Source organism: Rhizobium fabae (genome assembly GCF_003985135.1).
Classification (GTDB): Bacteria; Pseudomonadota; Alphaproteobacteria; order Rhizobiales; family Rhizobiaceae; genus Rhizobium; species Rhizobium pisi.
In genome coordinates this window covers 22,715-42,230 of the sequence record NZ_ML133660.1, presented here as the reverse complement: position 1 = coordinate 42,230, position 19,516 = coordinate 22,715, and the positions used below count along the sequence as shown (strand labels likewise).

Sequence of the window (19,516 nt, the reverse complement as noted above, 5' to 3'; positions counted from 1 at the left end):
AAGCCTCTCCGGCGGCTCATGCCGCAGGAGAGGCTGCAATGCTGCGGCAATTCTTGGCCGCCAACTTCACTTGAGATCAACGGCGACGGAGGCCAGACAGAGTGCGCAGCAATCCATTTTCACCATCCATTTCAAGACGGGCAACGAGCGCCCTTTCTCTCGCCCTGCCGCTGGCGCTTGCCGCGGCCGGCGCCGGCTGCAGCACGGTGCCGCTGAAGGAGGGCGGGACGCTTTCTTCCTATTCCAATCTCGGCGCGCCCAAGGGGAAGCTCCAGAAATCGCGCGTCTATGTCGACGGGGTCGGTCTCGCGCCGGCGAAGACGGTTGCCATCACGCCGACGACCTTCGCCTTCAGCGCCGCCACCCGCATCAAATCGCCGGATGACCGGACGATGGTGTCGAACGCGCTCGACCGGGCGCTCTGCATTTCGCTCAGCGACAAATACCGGATGGTGGCGCCAGGCGAGCCGGCGGACCTGACGATCCGCTCCGTCATCACCGACATCGTGCCGACCAACAAGGCGATGGCAGGCGTTTCCACGGTGGTGAGCGTCGGCTCCGGCTTCGCGCTTCCCGTCGGCGTGCCGCGCCTGCCGGTCGGCCTCGGCGGACTGGCGGTGGAAGCCGAGGCGATCGACGGCGCGGGCGTGCAGCGGGCGGCGATGGTCTGGGCGCGGGGCGCAAACTCGCTGCAGAACAAGCCGCGCGTTTCCGAGGTGGGCGACGCCTATAGCCTGGCATCGAAATTCAGCGGCGAATTTTCCCGGATGCTGATCGCCCGCCAGGAGCCGAAGGGCCTCGACCTTTCGCTTCCCTCCGGCCAGCGGATGAAATCCTGGCTCGGGGGAAAACCGAAATACGCTGCCTGCGACGCCTTCGGCCGCGAGCCCGGGCTGGTCGGCGCAGTCGCCGCCAAATACGGCGCGCCGCCGCAATGGACCGAGAAGAAGCCGAAGCCGGCAGCCGCGGCTTATTAATCGAGCGCTCAGCCCGTACCCCCGGGGTTGACGGGATGGGCGGAGCAGGCACGGCGAGCCTTGCTCCGTTCGTCTTTTACGGCCGGATATTTCAGGGTGTCGGGCAGCCTGGGGTATAGCCCTAACGGGAGTCTTCTCCATGGAACTGCACGCTGCACAGCAGGCACGATCTCTCATCCGAACGGATTATTGAAATCACTGGTTCGGTCTATAGTTAGAGCAGTTTCCGGCGATTCCACGCGAAACAGTCGTGGATTGGGCTCGATCTTCGCGACGAACTCTTTCTTAAAGATCATGCCCGAAGCAAGCAGATGTGGCGGTGCAAAGGAACCTTCATGGCTGGAGCAGCCTTGATTGGTCCGACCATGTCGTCGGATGACGTTTGAAAGTCAACGACATGCGCAAAACAATGGCAGTCGGCCTTGCCGCCTTGATCGCCATGTACTTGCTCGGCGGCATGAGCGCGAGACATGAGATCTTTCCTTGGCCACAACTTTCCGCGCTGAAGACAATGGTCGGCGGCGAGAAGGCGGCGGCTCCAAGCCGTTATGCTTTCGACGACAAGGAACGACTGATCGGGGATGAATCAAAAACGCTTGTGACCTGCCCGGCTCAAACTGACCGAACTGCTGTCTTGCTCATTCTTGGCCAGTCGAACGCGGCCAACGACGGTGGACAACGGCACAGGTCAAATTATGGCGCTCACGTTGTAAACGCCTTTGACAAACGGTGCTTCATCGCCGCTTCGCCACTTCTTGGATCGACCGATACCAAGGGAGAGTACTGGACGCTTCTTGCGAACAATTTGATCGCCTCGGGGCAAAATGACAGCGTCATCCTCGCACCGCTCGCATATTCCGGATCTGAGGTCGCACGATGGGCGAAAGGCGGCGACCTCAATCTCGTGCTGGTCGATACCGTGAAACAGCTTCAGGATTCCGGTTATCGGATAACGAGCGTCCTCTGGGTGCAAGGAGAAAAGGACCTCGTTATCGGCACCACTGCGCAGGCCTATCAGGAATATTTCATGTCGATGGTGGACACATTGCGTCAGCACGGCGTTGAAGCACCCGTTTACATTTCGATCGCATCGAAATGTCTCGAACCGAGCAACGGCGGCTTCAAGGAGCATATTCCAGACAATCCGATCGTGCGGGCACAACTCGCCCTGTCGAAAAGCGGCCACGGTATCCGAGAGGGCGTCAATTCTGACGCGTTACTCGATGGAGAGGACCGCTATGACGATTGCCATATCGGCGGCACAGGCGCGGAGAAAATGTCACGGGCCTGGCTGTACCTTCTGCGCGGCGATCACCGCCTGCAAAGCTCGCGATAAAAAGCCCCGCATCTTCATGCGGGGCTGGCTGCCGGTGTCGGCTGACTGGATATTACCGGCACTGGCGGCGAGGGCCGTAGTTCGGTTGATAGGTATTGTCGTAGGCCCGGTAAGACCGGTAGCGGGAGTAGCAATATTCGGCATGCGAGCCGTAGCCGGAGCCATAGGACCGCGGCTGCGAGGCGATGAGGCCGCCGATGATGGCGCCGGCCGCCAGGCCGCCGATGATGGCGCCGCTATTGTCATAGTGGTGATATCGCCTGCCGTAGCGGCGATCCCAGCCATAGCGGTCGTCCCGGTAGTAGTCGCGGTTTCGGTAGTAGTCGCGGTTGCCGTAGTAGTCGCGATTGCGATAGTGGCGGTTGCGATACCAGTAATCATCGTTATTGCCGAACTGGCCCGGGCAGTTGGTGAAGTTATTGCAGCCGACCGTGATGATCCGGGCATCGCTGCCTCCAGGCGCCGGCTGCGCTGCCTGTTGCGCCGGACTCGGCACGAAGGCCGGACCCGCCGAGGCCGGCATTCCGGAGAAGGCCGTCGCGATCGACAGGGCTATGATGGCGAATCTGTTCATTTCACTCACCTTGGGTAAACGGATGTATCGAGGGGGTAACGCAGCGGAAGGGATTTGGTTTCATTTTGGGATGGGAACGTCAGTACGGGCTAACGGACGCTGGGAGAATGTTCCCGGTGAGCCCGTCTGCGGCGGGATGGGATCTACGCAGGAACCCGGCTGGTCAGCCTTTTCGACCAGGCCATGACCGGACGCTCCACGACCACCCAGGACACGAAAGCGGCAAGCACGGATGAGGCTCCGACGACGAGCATCGTCAGAGGGCCGCGCGAAACGTCCAGGATGCCAAGGCGGGCGCCGAGGCTGAGGAAAACCGCCCAGATCGGCAGATGGTAGAGATAGGCGCCGTAGCTGATGCGGCCGAGGCCGCTGATGAGCCGGTTTGCCAGGATCGCGAGAAGTTGTCCTTTCGAGGCAAGGGCGACGATCATGGTCAATGGCAAGAGCAGGGCTGCCTCGAAGACGACCCACTCCATGAGGTCTCCCGGGCGGAGACCGGTTTGCACCACGACCCCTGCCAGGCCGATAGGTATAGATAACCAGGTGAGCCATCGCGGTGCAGTCCAGCCCCTTGCCGACAGGAACGACAGCAGGGCGCCGGCCGCCAGGGCATCGATGGAATCGAAGGGAAGCGCGTTGGCTACGACGACCTTGCCGAGGGCAAAGGCGCAAACTCTATAAAGTATCGTGCAGGCAATGAGCGCGGCGCACAATTTCAGAAAATGGCGTGACGGCAGCGCCATGACGACGAAAGGCCAGACCACGTAGAACTGCTCTTCGACGGCAAGCGTCCAGAGGTGCTGGAGAGCCCAAGGTTCAGGCCCGTGCGTTGCGTACCAGACATTGGAGAGGAACAATGCGTGCCATGGGAGGGATGCATGCATCATCCGCAGTTGCAGCACGCCTGCGGCCAGCCAGCAGAATCCAAGCAGAAGGAAGTATGGTGGCCAGATTCTGGCGGCTCTTCGCGCGAAGAAGACGATGACGGCCGCGACATGATCATCGCGCTCTCTGGCCTCCAGCAGAATTCTCGTGATGAGGAAGCCGCTCAAAACAAAGAAGAAACGAACGCCGATGTGACCAAGCTCAGAGCTTTCTTCCCAGAAATGAGAATAAAACACCGACAGCAGTGCGATCGCACGCAATCCGTCTAGTTGAGGTTCCCGCAATCTTCGCCTCGGTACTTTCCTCTAGCCCTTGTTTGATAGGGTATAGGAAAAATCGGCGCAAGATTATTTTCGAATATTATAATTTAGGCGATTTGGAATTTGTGTGTCGTCGCCGTTTAATATCCCTCTGTCGCATTCATCCTCCCAACCATCCCGCGGCTATGATCGGCCCTCATCGAGGGTTCGATCATCCATGGCAAAACTGACGGCGAGGCAGCGCCTTTTCGTGGCGGAATATCTGAAGGATCTGAATGCGACGCAGGCGGCGGCGCGGGCGGGCTATAGCGAAAAGGCGAAGAGCACTCCCTGCTGGTTGATGGCCAATGAGGCTGTGCGGGCGGAGATTGAGAAGGCTTTGGCCGCGCGGGTGGAGAAGCTGGAGATCACGGCCGAGCGGGTGCTTGCGGCGATTGCCGATGTTGCCTTCGGAGACGTCCGCGATGTGTTCGATGCCGAGGGGGCGCTGAAGGCGCCTTCGGAGTGGGACGAGAGGACGGCGGCTGGGGTTGCGGGGCTGGAGATCATTACCTCGGCCAAGGCCAAGGGGGAGGTGGTGCATGTGGCGAAGATCAAGCGGGCGGATCGGCTGCGGGCGCTCGATATGCTGGCGCGGCATCACTCGCTCTATAACGACCGGCTGGAGATCAAGGGGCTGGAGGCGCTGAGCGAGAGGCTGGCGCGCGCCAAGGCGCGCAAGGCTGGTGATGGCGGGGCGGGGGGCTGAGATGGTGGGGCTTGGGCCGAAGATGGCGGGACGCGAGGCTGCGGCAGGGCGCGCGGTTGGTGCGGGCGGGCGCTTGGGGACGACCGCAGGTCGCCCGGGGATTGCCGATCCGAACGAGGGGATCATCGAGTTGGCGGGGGATTGCCAGTTCGATCCCTTGGCCTGGAGCCTCAGCGCGTGGGATTGGGGTATCGGCGGGCTGGAGGGGCATCGTGGACCCCGGGCCTGGCAGCGGGATATTTTTACCGTCATTCGCGATCATCTCGGCGATCCCTCAACGCGGTTTCAGCCGTTGCAGATTGCGGTCGCTTCCGGCCACGGCATCGGCAAATCGGCCTTCATGGGCATGCTTTCCAACTGGGCGATGTCCTGCTGGAACGAGGCGATGCTGGTGACGACGGCCAATACCGATACGCAGATGCGCACCAAGACGGCGCCGGAGATCGGCAAATGGTTCCGCTCCTCGATATCAGCGCACTGGTTTGACGTGCAGGCGACCTCGATCCGCGCCCGGGACAAGGCGGCGTCGGACAAGTGGCGGCAGGATTTCGTGCCCTGGTCCGTCAATAATACCGAGGCCTTTGCCGGGCTGCACAACCAGGGCAAGATCATCGTGCTGGAGTTCGATGAGGCCTCGAAGATCCACGACAAGGTGTGGGAGGTGGCCGAGGGCGCGCTGACCGACGAGAACACCGTGATCATCTGGATCGTCTTCGGTAATCCGACGCGCAATTCCGGGCGGTTTCGCGAGTGTTTCCGCCGCTTTCGTCACCGCTGGGTGACACGGCAGATCGACAGCCGCACGGTCGAGGGCACCAACAAGGCCAAGATCGCGCAATGGCAGGAGGATCACGGCGAAGACAGCGATTTCTTCAAGATCCGCGTTCGCGGGCAATTTCCGAGCCAATCCGCCATGCAGTTCATCTCCGCAGACGATGTCGACCAGGCGCGTGCGCGCCATCTTCGCCGCGAGCAATATGCCTTCGCGCCGGTGATCCTCGGGGTCGATCCGGCCTGGACCGGCGACGACACGCTGGAGATCATGCTGCGGCAGGGGCTCTATTCGAAGAGCCTGGCCTCGCTTTCGCGGAACGACAACGATGTCGAGGTGGCCGGGCTGATCGCGCGGCTGGAGGAGGAGCATCAGGCGGACGCCGTGTTCGTCGACGCCGGCTACGGCACCGGTATCGTCAGCGCCGGCGAAGTGATGGGGCGGTCGTGGCGGCTGATCTGGTTTTCGGCCAAGCCGCTCGATGCCGGCTTTCTCAACAAGCGGGCCGAGATGTGGGGCATGCAGAAGCGCTGGATCAAGGCGGGCGGGGCGCTCGATCCGCGGGATGAGGCGCTTTACCAGGATCTCGTCGGGCCGGAGACGGTGGCGCGGCTGGATGGGAAAATCCAGCTGGAGAGCAAGGAGGATATGAAGGCGCGCGGGCTGCCCTCGCCGAACAGGGGGGATGCGCTGGCGCTGACCTTTGCCGAGCCGGTGGTGAAGCGGGAGCGGGGGCGTGGTGTGGGGAGTGGGGCTGAGGTGGAGGTGGAGTATAGTCCGCTGGGGTGAGGGTGTTGGGTTGGTGGTTGGGTTGGGCTCAACCTCACACCATTCATTATTGCGCAATTGTGGCGCAACTGCCACCAACATGCCGCGGATCAAAATGCTCGACACCTAACACTTTGCTGGCGACATACTCTCCAGAATAAATGCCACAGCATCCGTCAAGAAACGAAAGTCAGTTTCTTTGTTTGGTGCCCAAGACCCAAATACGACCCATCTCTCATCAGCCGTCGGATAGAGGGTTGCCATCTGATCAAACAATTTAATTTCACCCGAATTCTGCGGAGAACCAAAGACACATATGCTCTCCTGAAACGACCAGATACGTTCTTTAACGATGAAACCCTTTCCAGCTAGTAATTGAATAGCGTCGGCGCGGGTCATCTGATCCTCTGATATTTGGCCTGTGAACCGAGGGCATACGCTTGGCGCTCCAAGGCAGCCCGATAGTAATTTGGTGGCGGTTGCTACCCAAGTGCGCATTATTGCCCTTCGCCTGCGCTCAGGGCATTCGCGGCTTTGCCGCTCACCCCCTCATCTGCCTGCCGGCATCTTCTCCCCGCTGGGTAGAAGAGAATCGCTGCAACGTCTCGCCCTTCTCGAAGCATTTTTTGTGGAAGCGAGGGTGCGTCTCGCTCCCCCTTCTACCCAGCGGGGAGAAGATGCCCGAAGGGCAGATGAGGGGGGTGAGGAGCGTTAGCGACGAATGCCTTGAGCACAAGCGAAAGGCAGGCGTCGCCGTCCTGCAATCGTCGCGCCTTTGGGTTCGCTCAATTCATAAATAGTCCCGTGGCGGCACGCAAGGGCCGCTGAGGTGAGGGAGATGTCGGTGGCCGCCCTCGGCAGCCCGGGTACGGGTGTTCGTGGCGGCAACCATCGGGGGCGTAGAGATGGGTGGAGCCCTCCCGGGTGGAGGGAAGAGCGTTGGGCAGGGCAGGGGCGGATACGCACTCTCCCTTGCTGCCTTCCGGCCTTGCCGCGCTCTTCCCTCGTTCGGGCCGCCTTTTCCGCCAGCAAGATGGATGATGTCCCATGTGTCTGTTTTCCAAACCTTCCCAGCCGGACCCGCCGCAGCTTCCGCCCGAGCCGGCGCAATTGAAGCAGCCGGACGGGGCTGCGGTGCGCACGGCCGTTGGGCGGCGGACGGAGGATCGGGTGCGGTCGCGGCCCGATACGATCCTGACTTCGCCGTCCGGTGTGACGACGATGGCGCCGACCGAGAAGAAGACGCTGCTTGGGCAGTGAGGCTGGTGGGTTGGGCAACGCCTGCTCGTTTTTTCCTCTGCGTCATCCCAGGCCTTGTGCCGAGGATCTGCTGCGCCGTCGCAGATGCTCGGGACAAGCCCGAGCATGACGAAAGAGGCGTTGGCGACCTTTTCACAGTCAGAGAGCAGACACCTGTCTGCACCGATCTTACAGCATGGGGTCTTCCTCGTGCGGATGCACCAAGGCGGTTTCGGCCACTTGGGAAGGACACCAACGCGGCATCGCTGCGTGCATGGAGGCAAATGAGGCATGAGCGATAACGCACCTGATCATGAAAGCCAGATCACCTATCACCGACGGCGGATGGAGGAGCTGAAGCGGATCCGACAGCCGTGGGAGAGTGTGTGGCGGCAGCTGGCGGATTATATCGAGCCGACGCGGCTGAGGCTTTCCGACAAGGATGAGGGTGCGGTCAGCCGGGCCAAGATCATCGACAGCACCGGCACCTTCGCGCACCGGACGCTGAAATCGGGCATGCATTCCGGCATCACCTCGCCGGCGCGGCCATGGTTTCGGTTGACGACCTATGATCCCGATCTAAAGGATTTTGCGCCTGTTAAGGAGTATCTCGCGGCTGTGGAGCAGCGGCTGCGGGAGGTGTTTCAATCCTCCAATGTCTACAATGCTTTTCACACGGGGTATGGCGATCTCGGGCAGTTCGGGCAGTCGGTCGGCATTCTTTCCGAGGATGCGGACAAAGTGGTGCGGATGCAGCAATTGCTGCATGGCAGCTTCTGGATCTCCCGCGACGAGAACGGCCGGGTGACGACGCTTTACCGGCGGTTTCGCTGGTCGGTGCAGCGCATCGTTTCGCGCTTCGGCTATGACAATGTCAGCCAGGTGGTGAAGAATTTCTACGACAATGGTCGCTATGACGAGATCCTGACGATCTGCCATGCGATCGAGCCGCGGCTTTCGCGCGATCCCGACAGGATCGACAAGCGCAACAAGCCGTTCCTTTCCAACTATTGGGAGGAGCAGGCGGGCGACAAGCGGCTGCTTGAAGAAAGCGGCTTCGACGAGAACCCGCTGATCGGCCCGGCCTGGGAGATATCAGGCGACGACAATTATGCGACCTCGCCGGGGCAGATCGCGCTCGGCGATGTCTCGATGCTGCAGCTGGAACAGCAGCGCAAGCTCGAAGCGATCGACAAGCTGGTGCGGCCGCCGATGACCGGGCCGACCTCGATGCGCAACAACCCGGCTTCGCTGCTGCCCGGCAAGATCACCTATGTCGATGATCCCAACGGGCGGGGTTTTCGGCCGGCGATGGAAATCCAGCTTCGGCTCTCCGAGCTGGCGAGCGATATTCGCGAGACGCAGGAGCGCATCCGCCAGGCCTTTTATGCCGATCTCTTTCTCATGTTGTCGCAGATGGAGGGCATCCAGCCGCGCAACCAGTTCGAGATCGCCGAGCGCAAGGAAGAGAAGCTCTTGGCGCTCGGGCCGGTGCTGGAGAATATCTACGGCGCGCAGCTGGAGCCGACGATCGACCGGACCTACCAGATACTCAACCGGCGGCGCGAACTGCCGCCGCCGCCAAAGGAGCTCGAGAACCAGGAGCTGAAGATCGAATATATCTCGATCCTCGCCCAGGCGCAGAAGGCGGTGGCGACGGGTAGTATCGAGCGGGGCTTCGCCTTCCTCGGCCAGGTCTCGGCCGTCAAGCCGGAGGTGCTCGACAAGGTTGATGCCGACGAGGCGGTCGATCTCTACTTCGATTATCTCGGCGTGCCGCCCTCCGTGGTCGTGCCCGACGATGAGGTGGCGCAGCTCAGGGGCGCGCGCGCCCAGAAGCAGCAGATGGCCGAAAATGCCGAGATGGCGGCGAAGATGGCGCCGGCGGCGAAATCCGGTGCGGATGCGGCGGCCGTGCTTGCGAGCGCCGGCGAGAACCCGAACGGGGCGGCTCTTCTCCAGCAGCTGGGGCTTGGCTGATGAGCGAACTCGACGAACATCTCCTGCCCGCCGAACGCCAGGAGCGCGAAGCGCTTGCAGCTGCCTTCCGCGAGGTCTTCTCGCTGCCATCGGGCAAACGCGTGCTGTTCTGGATGCTGGAGCAATGCGCGATCTACCGCGAGGCCTTTGCCGGCGAGGCGGTGAGCACGACGCATTATGCGCTCGGCCTGCAAGGGGCCGGTCGCAAGCTGATCGCCAAACTCGACGAGGTCGACCAACGCTTCTACCCCACGCTGCTGCTCGAGATCGCCACCATCAAAGCCATCGACCGCGAGGTCGCCACCAACACGAGGAGTGAAGACGATGATGTCGACGCATGAGCGCATCGGCCGGCCTGACATAGCCTGGAGCGCCGAGGGCGCCGGCAGCGGCGGCGGGGAGCCGGAAAATATCCTGTTTCCCGCCGACGTGCCGCAACAAAGGACTGACGGAGGCGAGGGGTATCAGGCCGATCCCGGCAAGGCCGACGGGGAGAATGCGCTTGCCAAGGCCGAGCGTGATGGAGAGGGCGAAGCAGCTCGTGGCGAGGCGGACCGCGTGCCGGAGGATGGGAAGTATACGCTTACCATGCCGGACGGCATTGCCGTGGACGAGGAGTTGCTCGGCGCGCTCGGCCCAGATTTCCGTGAGCTGGGGCTGACCAACGGCGAGGCGCAGAAGCTTGCCGACCGGTTCATCGCCATCCAGGCAGGGCGTGCGGAAGCGCGCGGCAATGTCTGGGGCGAGACGGTTTCCAAATGGGCCGATGATGCCAAGGCCGATTCCGAGATCGGCGGAAGGCGCTGGGACGCGACCGTGCGCGACAGCCGGCGCTTCGTCAACAACATGGGAACGCCGGCACTGCGCGAATATCTGGAGGCGAGTGGTGGCGGCAACCATCCGGAGCTTATTCGTATCTTCGCAAAGGCCGGAGCGCTCATCAGAGAGGACGATCCGGCCACCGGCGGCGCCGGAGGCACGGGCAGGCCCGTTGATCCAGCGCATGTTCTTTTTCCGAACGATGCACCGAAAGGCTAAAGTGATATGGCAACAATCGGCAATAGCTTCCCTCAGCTGATCGACATGCACAAGGGCTCAACCGAGGGCTCCGTTGTCGAACTGCTGTCGCAGCAGAACCCCATCCTCGACGACGCGATCGCGACCGAATGCAACATGGGCGCTTCGCACCGCCACATGATCCGCACCGGCCTGCCATCCGTCGCCTGGGGCCGCCTCTACCAGGGCGTTCCGCAATCCAAGGCGACCATGCAGCAGGTCGATGACACGACAGGCTTCGTCGAGGCCATGTCCGGCGTTGACGTGCGCCTCCTGAAACTCGCGCCCGATCCGGCCAAGGAACGGCTGACGTCTGCCGCCCCCTTCATGGAGGCGATGAACCAGGAGGTCGCGACCGGCATCTTCTATCACAATACCGAGACGACGCCGGAGAAGTTCAAGGGGCTGTCGGCCCGCTATTCCAGCTATTCCGACACGCGCGGCACCATCGCCAACCAGGTGGTGAACGGCGGCGGAACGGGGAGCGACAATACCTCGATCTGGTTCGTTACCTGGGGCGACCATGCCAGTTCGCTGATCTATCCCAAGGGCACCAAGGCCGGCGTCAGCCATGAGGACAAGGGCGAGCAGCGCGTGCTCGACGAAAGCGGCCAGCCTTATTTCCGCAAGGAAGACTACTGGTGCTGGCATGTCGGCATGTTCGTGAAGGACTGGCGCTACAATGCCCGCGTCGCCAATATCGACGTGTCCAATATGCTCGCCGGCTCTGTCGACCTCTGGGCACTGATGCGCAAGGCCTACTATCGCCTGCAGTCGCGCCGCCGCGACGGCGTTGCGAGCCGCATCGCGATCTACATGAACCGCGACGTGCTCGAAATCCTCGACGTGCAGTCGAGCGACCGAAGCCTGCTGGCGGCCAACCCGAACTATACCGGCCTCACGCACATGACCGTCGAAGGCAAGGAAGTCCGCGCCTATCGCGGCATTCCGATCCGCGAGACCGACGCCATCCTCAACACCGAGGCGGCAGTTCCTGCCGCGCCCTGACGGCTGATCGGCTAAAGCCCGTCGCCAATGGCGGCGGCGGGCAGATCCTTCCCGAATATGAGAGGCATCTCAGATGATTTTCGACAAGCAGAGCCTGCTTTCCGACGCGCAGGCCATCACCGCGGATGCGGCCAGCACCAATGTGATCAACCTCGGCCCGATCGCCACCGGCACCGTGCGCAATATCGGCAAGGGCAAAAAGATCCCGCTTTCGATCCAGGTGGTCGAGGCGTTCAACAACCTGACCTCGCTCGAGATCAAGGTGCAGGTCGACGACAATGAGGCCTTCGCCTCGCCGAAGCAGATCGGCACGACGGGCTTGCTTGTTCTTGCCGACCTTGCGCTCGGCAAGAAGATCAACATCGACAGCGTGCCGCGCGACGCCGACGAGCGCTTCTTCCGCCTCTACTACGATGTGACGGGAACGGCGCCGACAACAGGCAAGATCACGGCCGGCGTGGTCGCGGCGACGGAGTAACCGCCATGGTGACGGTGACCGCAAACGAAAGGGGCTATTTCGACGGCGAGCTGCGCGAGATCGGCGCTTCCTTCGTCGTGCCGGATGCGCTCTGGAACGACGAGGAGAGGCGGCCGAAATGGGCAAGCCTTTCCCGCGGGGGCGCGGGCGGCGCCAGGATCGTCAGGCCGAAAACCGGCGAGACAGATGGTGCTGCCGAGATTCCCGAGGACTGGCAGAGCCTGACGGCGGCCGAACGCAAGGCGCTGGCAAGAGCGATCTCCGGGGAGCCGGCTCCGAATGCTCGGGATGCGGACGGCGTGATCGCCGCCGAGATCGAGCGTCGCGCGGCGGAGGCCGGCTCGGGCGACAACGTGTCGACGCGCATGCCGGGGAATGGACTGCAGGAGGCGCTCGGCTTGCTGCCGCCCGATTGGGTTGCGCCGTCCGCCTCGTAGCCGGTTAAAAACTGACGGGGAGGGCGCGTCGCCCTCCCTTCCGCACTCCAGACGAGAAGCATCCTTATGGCTGAGATTTTCAATGAGCAGCGTATGATCGGCGTGCATATCGTTCCCGACGGGACGGTGCTGCACAATGGGCAGCGCGTGGTGGGCATCCGTGAAGCCGATAGCGGTGTGCTGTTTACCGGCGGCCGGCGCGTGCTTGGCGTCAGCGTGCTTTCGGGCAGCGAAGTGATCTATAACGAGCAGGTCGTCATCGGCGCGGTGATCATCCGGGACGGCCGCACGTTCTATAACGGAATGCCTGTTGTGCCGGTCAGCGGCAGCGGCGCCGCGCCCGTCGATCCCGATCGCTACATGTTCTTTGCGACGCGCAATCGCATGCCCTCAGGGGCGCTGGTGACGGCGGCGGCGGGCACCAACTATGTCTGCTCGAAGATCGTCGTCTCGTCGCCCTCCTACCGGACCAATACCTTCCGCTTCCATTTCTCCGGCTTTGCCTCGACCGAGGGCGGCAACAGCCCGCAGGAAACGGTCTATGCCGGCAATGCGACCGTCATCGACGGGCTTTTGATCCGGATCGGCGGCGTGTTTCATGCCTGCAGTTTTGCCGGGACGGCCGGCGTGACCATCCCCGATCAATCGCAGGGCGTCTGGAGCGATCCGCTGACGCTTGCCGATGCCGTGGCCGCCGAGACTGACATCGAGATCTGGCTGTTCTACCATACCGATGCCGGGCAGATGCAGTTGCCGGTCTACCGCATCCAGAAGCATCGCGGCGAACGCATATGGGGTGCTGCCGATTACGCATCGCTACTTGCCTTCAAGGACACGCCCGACGCCGACAGCACGCCGGCGCTCGACACGAATTACGCCGGCCAGACGCAGCCGCAATATTACGGCCCCGATTTCATGGTGGCAAAGGGCGACTGGGATGGCCGGCCGGTCGCGCTCGTCGCCTGCGACAGCATCGGCGAAGCCAGGCAGGAATTTTCCGCGGCCGCAGACCAGAGGGGCAATCTCGGCTGGCTGAGGAAATGGCTCGACTCCGGCTGGCGGATTCCGCACCTGATGATCGGCATGCCGGGCGCGGCGGCCTTCCGCGAGCTCACGGGGTCCGGCGCCAGCATCGCCACGCGGCGCTGGGCGATCGTCGACGAGATCATCGCCTTTAACGGCGGCAAGCGGCCGTTCACCGTCATCCTCAACCAGATGGGGCAGAACGATACGACGACGCCCTATTCCACCTTCTTCACGACGCGCTATCTCGGCTTCATCAGCCGGCTGCGCTCTCGTTATAGCGGCGTGAAGATCGTGGCGCTGCCGCCGCTCGGGCGGACCAACGCGACGATTTCGATCACGCTGACCTCCGCCGGCACGCTAGCGACGGCGACCTGCGCCTCGACCGCGCATCTCGTTTCGGGCCAGAGCCTGATCATCGCGGGCGCCACGCCCTCGGCCTATAACGGCACCTACGCGATATCGGTCACAGGCCCGACGACCTTTACCTACACATTTGCGGGCGGCACGTCGCCCACGACAGGCACGATCACCGCCGCCGACGACTTCCGGACCGAGGCAAGCCAGACATATGCCGCGCAGAACAGCTATCCCGCCGATGGGACAGATGCCTCGAACAAATGGCGTCTGCGCAACGACATCCTGGCGAAGACCTCGGCCTGCTGCGACGACAGCATCGATACGCTCGCGGCCTGGCAGGGACCTGCCGGCATGGGCAAATGGCCGGGGCAGGTCGACCTGCCCTCCAGCGTGCTGACTGTTCAGGCCGGCACGGACGGCGTTGCCACCTATACCTCAATCCAGGTGGCCGACGGTTCGATCTTTTCCCCTGAACAACCACTTCGCATCTACAGCGCCGACGGCCTGACACTGCTGCGCTCCCCGGCGATTTCAGCCGTGAACGGCAACGTCCTGACGCTCGCGGCGGCAGCGACGGTGCTGCCGGCGGGCAGCCTTGTGAGGCAGGCGGTGTCGCCGGATGGCGTACATCCTCTTCCCGCCATGGTGAAGCGGATCAGGCTGGGTGTGGCGCAGGGAGAAAAGGAGAAATTGAAGGTGGCGTGAGGCCACGCCGCCTTGTATGACCGCGTTCGACAGGCCGCGCTTGAGGTCTCGTCCTATCCGTGCCGTCCGCCGGCCAGCAGCCGAAGCTGATGTTCGTCGTGAACGCCCTGCCGATAAAGCTCGATGATGAGGGCGCCGAGGTTGTCGGCTTTCTCGCTGGATCTTTCGATATCAAGTTCGGTGCAGACCGCTTCGTGAACGCGGCGGCAAACGTCGAGATCCGCTGAAGCGAGCGGTTCGTCGCGTGTATTGAACAACTTGTCTGACATCGCCTAGCCCTTTTTCGATGCCTATGAGTCGCTATCGAAAAAAAAGATAATTTCGCGATGTTTCTTCTGCAAGATGGACGAAGGCCCGAATTTCGAAATCAGGAAAGGCGGCAGGTGAAGGCCTGGGACGGTTGAGACGCGCCGGCCGGCCACCGGCACGTCCGATGGCAAAACGTCCGATCTATTCCGTCGCGGGAGCCTTGCCGCCCTCGCGCGACAGACGCAGTTCCTTCAGCCGCTTCGTCTTTTCCCTCCGAGCCCGCTGCTCCGCCTCGATGGTTTCCCTGGCGGTCCGCTCGGTATTTTCGAAACGATGCTGCCGATAAGCCTTTGATGAAGGTTCGCGTTCTCTTGTCATGGCCGTGAAACGCAAACCGCCGGAAACGGTTTCATGAAAAATGGGGAATCTCCTGCGACCTCTTGTACGGGCCAGCCGGAGACATCAATGCCAACATAGTCGGGCATTAAGTATTTCAGCCATATCTCCGGTAAGAAAATGACACCGTAAATTATCGCGTGATAACCGTAGGTAAGCCGACAGCATTCCCTTTCCAGCTGCAACACATGGTTTCTTCACAAGGATGGTGTTCGCGTGAATAATTGGTTCTTCATGATTCCCAATTGAATCGGCGTCTCATTTCTCGGCACTGGAAAGCAGGTCTCCAAATTGACTGTCAATGTGAAGAAAAAGGCTGTGGCATCCGCGCTATGGTCTGTGGTCCGGATCGGCGTCGATCAAGTTTTTTCTTTTGTTGTATTTGTGGTTGTCGCTCGTATCCTCGGACCCGTCGAGGTTGGATTGTTTGCCCTCGGCATGATTGTTTCCGAGATGGGCCGCATCTTCGCGACCTCGGGTTTTTCCGACGCGGTAACCAAGGCGAGGCAGGAGGATGAGGAGATCGTCTCGCGGGCAGCCTTCTGGGGCAACATGGGCATGGCAGTGGCTTGCGCGGTTGTTATCACGATGCTTGCCCAACCGATTTCATGGCTTATGGGAACGGATCGCCTCGAGGGCGTTCTCATCGCCCTTGCCTGGACACTTCCCATTTCCGCCGGTGGAGCAATTCACATGGCGCGCCAATTGCGCCGGTTCGGGCATAAGACGCTCGCTATTCGATCCATCATCGCGGGATTGATCGGCAGTGCTGCTGCCGTTTGGGCAGCCCATGAGAACTTCGGTGTCTATGCGCTGGTGATACAGCGGTTCATCACTGAATTCGTGACCATGGTGACGGCGTGGCTTGCCTTTCGCTGGTGGCCATCGGTGAATTTCACACGGGCGCAGCTTATGGAGGTTCTTCCCTTCAGCGTGAGCATGTCCGCTTCGAAACTGATCGGTGTGATTATTTCTCGCGTGCAGGACATGATTATCGGGGTTTTCGTCGGTCCGGCGTCCGTCGGTTTCTATCGCGTCGCTCGCCGGACGATCGACATGCTTTCGATCGGCACCCTGACGCCCATCTCTACGGTTTCGGTCAATCTCTTCGTCGCCATCCGTGAGGACGAGGCAAGGGTCAAGCAGACGTTCGCCCGTCTGTTGAGTGTCGCCGGAGCGGTGTCGTTTCCAGCTTTCTTTGGCCTGGCTGCCGTGGCCAAGGACCTGGTGGCAATCCTCTACGGACAGCGATGGCTTGAAGTCGTGCCGATGATGCAGGCGCTGTCGCTCTTTTGCATACCGAGCCTGTTCGGCCTGCTCTTCCTCTCTGTGCTGACCTCCTTTGGCCAGTCAAAGAAGGCACTTCGCTTTACGACCATACAGTTTTTCGTCACCGTCGCGTTTGCTCTCATTGCCGCGCCTTTCGGCGTCTGGCCCATCATATTGTCACTGCTTGCGCGCGGTTATGTGATGATACCCTATCAGATCAAGCTGATCGAACCGCATACCAAGTGCTCATTGGCTGACGCGGGGCTGGCGATTCTGCGGCCACTCATGGCTGCCTTGATCATGGCAATTGCGTGCTACTGCCTCGCGACATACGGGCTTGCGTCAATTCACAATGTGATTCTGCGCCTCGTTACTGCAATCAGCGCCGGGATGGTCATCTATACGGCAGTGCTATTTCTGACTGACCGCCAATCGATTATCTGGTTGATCCAGCTGTCAAGATCGCGTTCCGAGAAGTTCAGCTAGAATAGCGATCCGCAGCCAGCGGAATTACTGACCTATACTTCTGTAAGTGCAAACTGAAAGGAGTGGCGAGCGCCCCATGGGCCGCTCGCCACTCCTTTTGGGTTTATTCCGCGCCTTCGATGATGGTGTCGGCCAATCAATATTGAGCCCGGAATATAGTTGGTGAGATTTTCCCGACTTAAATTTTAAGTTGCTTTTTATCGGTTTACCTTCTTTGGAAAAGCTTGTTTATCTCGCTGTAAAATACAGGTAGTCGATACTCGCCAGCTAGTATGATTTCAATTTACAATTCTGTGGATATTGAGGGATTACAGCCAGAGCCTCTTATCTGGAGGCATTTCCTATGCATTCAATAAGAGTGGGGGGCCGATCAATATGTCGGCGGGAGTTATAGTTGATGGAATTTGCTTGTCCTGACGTTCAGGGCGGGCTTTGAGATGGGGGGATCTCGATGAAAATGTTCGCTTTCAGTAAAGTTTCCAATTTCGGGGATCAGCTGAATCATTGGCTTTGGCCGAAGCTTTTGCCCGGAGGTTTCTTCACTGAAAATGATGAAAGGCTGTTTCTCGGGATCGGCTCTATTCTCTACGACAGCCACCCCGCCAATGCGGAGAAAGTTGTATTCGGAGCAGGCTATGCTGGATATTCGGCGCTTCCGGCCATCGACGAGACATGGAAGCTCTATTTTGTGCGCGGCAAGAATACTGCAGCAGCCCTGAACCTGCCTGAAGATATGGCGGTCGGTGATTCCGGCATCCTCATCAGGGCCGTCACGCTTCCGCAATATGAAAAGCGTTTTCGCGTTTCCTTTATGCCGCATTACGAAAGCGCCATGTTCGGCAGCTGGGAAAAGATCTGCAACAAGCTCGGCATCAATTTCATCGATCCGCGATGGGACGTGGATGTCGTGCTGGAGCATATGCTGTCGTCCGAGCTCCTGGTTTCCGAAGCCATGCACGGCGTCATCATCGCAGATGCCTTGCGGGTGCCGTGGAAGGCCATCTTGCCGCACGACCCGAACCATCGGAACAAATGGCAGGACTGGGCAAGCGTGCTTGATCTCAACATCGATTTCCTGCGCCTTGGGCCATCCAACGCGCTGGAATGGCTGATGAGTTTCTTTTGGGGAAAGCGGCGTTTCGTCTACGCCCTGCGAAAGCGCCGGGACAAATTTTTCAGCTTTGGTTTCGGTTTACCGCTGGCCACCGCTATCGGCGCACTCAAGACGGCCAGTCGGGCCAACGGCCAATTGAGCTCCGATACCAGCATTGAACGCGTGACAAGCCGCATGCTCGTCGAGCTCGATCGCCTGAAGACGGATTTCGCTCCCGCAGCCCTGACGGCGAGCGGTGCGTCTTGATGCGCGCCAGCGCTAAAAGAAGCAGGGTAAGAGATGATCGCACAGGCGCAAGCTGCGCGGGCGGGCTAACTGTCTGATCCCAGGTCCGGCGGTGCAAGACCAATTCTGACGCAACCGGATGCAGGTTGCGCCGCCAACCGGGCGCCTCATCGGCGCCCGGTTCTTTACGACTCAGCCCTTGATGAAAGCGAGGAGGTCGGCGTTTATGACGTCGGCGTGAGTGGTACACATGCCGTGCGGGAATTTCTCGTAGACCTTCAGCGTGGCGTTCTGCAGGAGCTTGGACGAGAGCAGGGCGGAATCGGCGATCGGCACGATCTGATCGTCGTCGCCGTGCATGACGAAGGTCGGCACGGTGATGATCTTCAGATCTTCGGTGAAATCGGTTTCCGAAAAGGCCTTGATGCCGTCGTAATGCGCCTTGGCGCCGCCGATCATGCCCTGGCGCCACCAATTGTTGATGATCGGCTCGGAGACTTTCGCGCCCGGCCGGTTGAAGCTGTAGAAGGGGCCCGCCGGAAGATCGCGATAAAATTGCGAGCGGTTGGCGGCGAGCTGGCTGCGCAGGCCGTCGAAGACTTCGATCGGCAGACCGCCCGGATTGGCATCGGATTTCACCATGACCGGCGGCACGGCGCCGATGAGGACGAGCTTGGCGACGCGGCCCTGGGGCTGGCCATGGCGCGCGACATAATGAGTCGCTTCGCCGCCGCCGGTGGAGTGGCCGACATGGATCGCGTTCCTGAGATCGAGATGCTCGACGACGGCGGCGGCATCGGCGGCGTAATGGTCCATATCATGACCGTCGCCGACCTGGGTGGAGCGGCCGTGGCCGCGGCGGTCATGGGCGACGACGCGATAGCCGTTTTGTAGGAAGAACAGCATCTGGGTGTCCCAGTCGTCGGAGCTGAGCGGCCAGCCGTGGTGGAACATGATCGGCTGGGCGCTCTTCGGCCCCCAATCCTTATAGAAGATCTCGACGCCGTCCTTCGTGGTAACTGTGCTCATGGCATGGCTCCCTTGGTTGGTTGGGTTGATGCAGGCGGAAGTCTGCGCCGTCGCCGGCGCAATTGGGCAAGGTTACGGGCGCGGGAGGCCGCGCCGCGTGCTGACGTGCTTATCTAGCGCGTCTTTCTATTCGATCGATATG

General features: G+C 61.0%; 20 protein-coding genes. 14 read left to right on the top strand and 6 right to left on the bottom strand.

Translation table 11 applies throughout. The features are described from left to right. Nucleotides 1-101: 101 nt before the first annotated feature. Complete coding sequence (locus EFB14_RS27500; protein ID WP_126829642.1) at nucleotides 102-977, top strand: DUF3313 domain-containing protein; 876 nt, start codon at nucleotides 102-104, stop codon at nucleotides 975-977. A 397-nt stretch (nucleotides 978-1,374) separates the two neighbouring features. Beyond that, entirely contained in the window at nucleotides 1,375-2,313 is a 939-nt protein-coding gene (locus EFB14_RS27495; protein ID WP_126829754.1) for a sialate O-acetylesterase, read from the top strand. Between the two features lie 52 nt (nucleotides 2,314-2,365). On the opposite strand, the gene EFB14_RS27490 is transcribed toward EFB14_RS27495, so the two are convergent. Both EFB14_RS27490 and EFB14_RS27485 read right to left on the bottom strand, forming a co-directional pair. Then, the gene (locus tag EFB14_RS27490) at nucleotides 2,366-2,887 is read right to left on the bottom strand and encodes a BA14K family protein (protein ID WP_126829641.1); all 522 of its coding nucleotides are present in this window, start codon (nucleotides 2,885-2,887) and stop codon (nucleotides 2,366-2,368) included. 143 nt (nucleotides 2,888-3,030) lie between these two features. Continuing rightward, a complete protein-coding gene (locus EFB14_RS27485; protein WP_245438322.1) occupies nucleotides 3,031-4,008 on the bottom strand; it encodes an acyltransferase family protein in 978 nt (325 codons plus the stop codon). Nucleotides 4,009-4,249: 241 nt separating this feature from the next. Between EFB14_RS27485 and EFB14_RS27480 the strand changes: the two genes are divergently transcribed. Beyond that, nucleotides 4,250-4,780, top strand: a complete 531-nt coding sequence (locus tag EFB14_RS27480) for a terminase small subunit (RefSeq protein WP_167494743.1) — start codon at nucleotides 4,250-4,252, stop codon at nucleotides 4,778-4,780. 1 nt (nucleotide 4,781) lies between these two features. Continuing rightward, nucleotides 4,782-6,341, top strand: a complete 1,560-nt coding sequence (locus EFB14_RS33270) for a terminase (RefSeq protein ID WP_245438315.1) — start codon at nucleotides 4,782-4,784, stop codon at nucleotides 6,339-6,341. Between the two features lie 105 nt (nucleotides 6,342-6,446). On the opposite strand, the gene EFB14_RS27470 is transcribed toward EFB14_RS33270, so the two are convergent. Continuing rightward, complete coding sequence (locus tag EFB14_RS27470) at nucleotides 6,447-6,719, bottom strand: hypothetical protein (protein WP_126829639.1); 273 nt, start codon at nucleotides 6,717-6,719, stop codon at nucleotides 6,447-6,449. A gap of 648 nt (nucleotides 6,720-7,367) precedes the next feature. Here EFB14_RS27470 and EFB14_RS27465 point away from each other — a divergent pair. The 8 genes from EFB14_RS27465 to EFB14_RS27430 all read left to right on the top strand — a co-directional run bounded on the left by EFB14_RS27465 (nucleotide 7,368) and on the right by EFB14_RS27430 (nucleotide 14,606). After that, a complete protein-coding gene (locus EFB14_RS27465) occupies nucleotides 7,368-7,580 on the top strand; it encodes a hypothetical protein (RefSeq protein WP_126829638.1) in 213 nt (70 codons plus the stop codon). Between the two features lie 270 nt (nucleotides 7,581-7,850). Further along, nucleotides 7,851-9,539 carry a portal protein gene (locus EFB14_RS27460; protein ID WP_126829637.1) on the top strand — a complete coding sequence of 563 codons (1,689 nt, stop codon included), beginning with the start codon at nucleotides 7,851-7,853 and terminating at the stop codon, nucleotides 9,537-9,539. Further along, on the top strand, nucleotides 9,539-9,880 hold the full coding sequence (locus EFB14_RS27455; protein ID WP_126829636.1) for a hypothetical protein: 342 nt from the start codon (nucleotides 9,539-9,541) through the stop codon (nucleotides 9,878-9,880). The genes EFB14_RS27460 and EFB14_RS27455 overlap by 1 nt, the downstream gene beginning before the upstream one ends. Then, entirely contained in the window at nucleotides 9,864-10,577 is a 714-nt protein-coding gene (locus EFB14_RS27450; protein ID WP_245438314.1) for a hypothetical protein, read from the top strand. Before EFB14_RS27455 ends, EFB14_RS27450 begins: the two co-directional genes overlap by 17 nt. 6 nt (nucleotides 10,578-10,583) lie before the next feature. Then, nucleotides 10,584-11,603 carry a major capsid protein gene (locus EFB14_RS27445; RefSeq protein ID WP_126829635.1) on the top strand — a complete coding sequence of 340 codons (1,020 nt, stop codon included), beginning with the start codon at nucleotides 10,584-10,586 and terminating at the stop codon, nucleotides 11,601-11,603. Between the two features lie 73 nt (nucleotides 11,604-11,676). Next, nucleotides 11,677-12,081 (top strand): Bbp16 family capsid cement protein, encoded by a 405-nt coding sequence (locus EFB14_RS27440; protein ID WP_126829634.1) that lies wholly within the window; start codon nucleotides 11,677-11,679, stop codon nucleotides 12,079-12,081. Between the two features lie 5 nt (nucleotides 12,082-12,086). After that, nucleotides 12,087-12,518: a hypothetical protein gene (locus EFB14_RS27435; RefSeq protein ID WP_126829633.1), complete on the top strand. Its 432-nt coding sequence runs from the start codon at nucleotides 12,087-12,089 to the stop codon at nucleotides 12,516-12,518. 66 nt (nucleotides 12,519-12,584) lie between these two features. Next, nucleotides 12,585-14,606, top strand: a complete 2,022-nt coding sequence (locus EFB14_RS27430; protein ID WP_312894129.1) for a hypothetical protein — start codon at nucleotides 12,585-12,587, stop codon at nucleotides 14,604-14,606. Nucleotides 14,607-14,659: 53 nt separating this feature from the next. Here the strand turns inward: EFB14_RS27430 and EFB14_RS27425 are convergent, their stop codons facing one another. Together EFB14_RS27425 and EFB14_RS33075 are read right to left on the bottom strand one after the other, a co-directional pair. Beyond that, nucleotides 14,660-14,875, bottom strand: coding sequence for a hypothetical protein (locus EFB14_RS27425; RefSeq protein ID WP_126829632.1), 216 nt, complete (start codon nucleotides 14,873-14,875; stop codon nucleotides 14,660-14,662). A 181-nt stretch (nucleotides 14,876-15,056) separates the two neighbouring features. Continuing rightward, complete coding sequence (locus EFB14_RS33075) at nucleotides 15,057-15,233, bottom strand: hypothetical protein (protein WP_164737595.1); 177 nt, start codon at nucleotides 15,231-15,233, stop codon at nucleotides 15,057-15,059. A 309-nt stretch (nucleotides 15,234-15,542) separates the two neighbouring features. On the opposite strand from EFB14_RS33075, the gene EFB14_RS27420 reads away from it, so the two are divergent. Then, nucleotides 15,543-17,006 (top strand): oligosaccharide flippase family protein, encoded by a 1,464-nt coding sequence (locus EFB14_RS27420; protein WP_210302975.1) that lies wholly within the window; start codon nucleotides 15,543-15,545, stop codon nucleotides 17,004-17,006. A gap of 451 nt (nucleotides 17,007-17,457) precedes the next feature. Further along, nucleotides 17,458-18,366 (top strand): polysaccharide pyruvyl transferase family protein, encoded by a 909-nt coding sequence (locus EFB14_RS27415; protein ID WP_126829631.1) that lies wholly within the window; start codon nucleotides 17,458-17,460, stop codon nucleotides 18,364-18,366. Between the two features lie 171 nt (nucleotides 18,367-18,537). On the opposite strand, the gene EFB14_RS27410 is transcribed toward EFB14_RS27415, so the two are convergent. Beyond that, the gene (locus EFB14_RS27410) at nucleotides 18,538-19,374 is read right to left on the bottom strand and encodes an alpha/beta fold hydrolase (RefSeq protein WP_125848773.1); all 837 of its coding nucleotides are present in this window, start codon (nucleotides 19,372-19,374) and stop codon (nucleotides 18,538-18,540) included. Nucleotides 19,375-19,516: the final 142 nt, after the last annotated feature.

Bases quoted from the DNA above. Each gene is read 5' to 3' on its own strand.
- EFB14_RS27495 (WP_126829754.1), top strand. From the start codon at position 1,375: ATGCGCAAAACAATGGCAGTCGGCCTTGCCGCCTTGATCGCCATGTAC.
- EFB14_RS27490 (WP_126829641.1), bottom strand. From the start codon at position 2,887: ATGAACAGATTCGCCATCATAGCCCTGTCGATCGCGACGGCCTTCTCC.
- EFB14_RS27480 (WP_167494743.1), top strand. From the start codon at position 4,250: ATGGCAAAACTGACGGCGAGGCAGCGCCTTTTCGTGGCGGAATATCTG.
- EFB14_RS33270 (WP_245438315.1), top strand. From the start codon at position 4,782: ATGGTGGGGCTTGGGCCGAAGATGGCGGGACGCGAGGCTGCGGCAGGG.
- EFB14_RS27470 (WP_126829639.1), bottom strand. From the start codon at position 6,719: ATGACCCGCGCCGACGCTATTCAATTACTAGCTGGAAAGGGTTTCATC.
- EFB14_RS27465 (WP_126829638.1), top strand. From the start codon at position 7,368: ATGTGTCTGTTTTCCAAACCTTCCCAGCCGGACCCGCCGCAGCTTCCG.
- EFB14_RS27460 (WP_126829637.1), top strand. From the start codon at position 7,851: ATGAGCGATAACGCACCTGATCATGAAAGCCAGATCACCTATCACCGA.
- EFB14_RS27455 (WP_126829636.1), top strand. From the start codon at position 9,539: ATGAGCGAACTCGACGAACATCTCCTGCCCGCCGAACGCCAGGAGCGC.
- EFB14_RS27450 (WP_245438314.1), top strand. From the start codon at position 9,864: ATGATGTCGACGCATGAGCGCATCGGCCGGCCTGACATAGCCTGGAGC.
- EFB14_RS27445 (WP_126829635.1), top strand. From the start codon at position 10,584: ATGGCAACAATCGGCAATAGCTTCCCTCAGCTGATCGACATGCACAAG.
- EFB14_RS27440 (WP_126829634.1), top strand. From the start codon at position 11,677: ATGATTTTCGACAAGCAGAGCCTGCTTTCCGACGCGCAGGCCATCACC.
- EFB14_RS27435 (WP_126829633.1), top strand. From the start codon at position 12,087: ATGGTGACGGTGACCGCAAACGAAAGGGGCTATTTCGACGGCGAGCTG.
- EFB14_RS27430 (WP_312894129.1), top strand. From the start codon at position 12,585: ATGGCTGAGATTTTCAATGAGCAGCGTATGATCGGCGTGCATATCGTT.
- EFB14_RS27425 (WP_126829632.1), bottom strand. From the start codon at position 14,875: ATGTCAGACAAGTTGTTCAATACACGCGACGAACCGCTCGCTTCAGCG.
- EFB14_RS33075 (WP_164737595.1), bottom strand. From the start codon at position 15,233: ATGACAAGAGAACGCGAACCTTCATCAAAGGCTTATCGGCAGCATCGT.
- EFB14_RS27415 (WP_126829631.1), top strand. From the start codon at position 17,458: ATGAAAATGTTCGCTTTCAGTAAAGTTTCCAATTTCGGGGATCAGCTG.
- EFB14_RS27410 (WP_125848773.1), bottom strand. From the start codon at position 19,374: ATGAGCACAGTTACCACGAAGGACGGCGTCGAGATCTTCTATAAGGAT.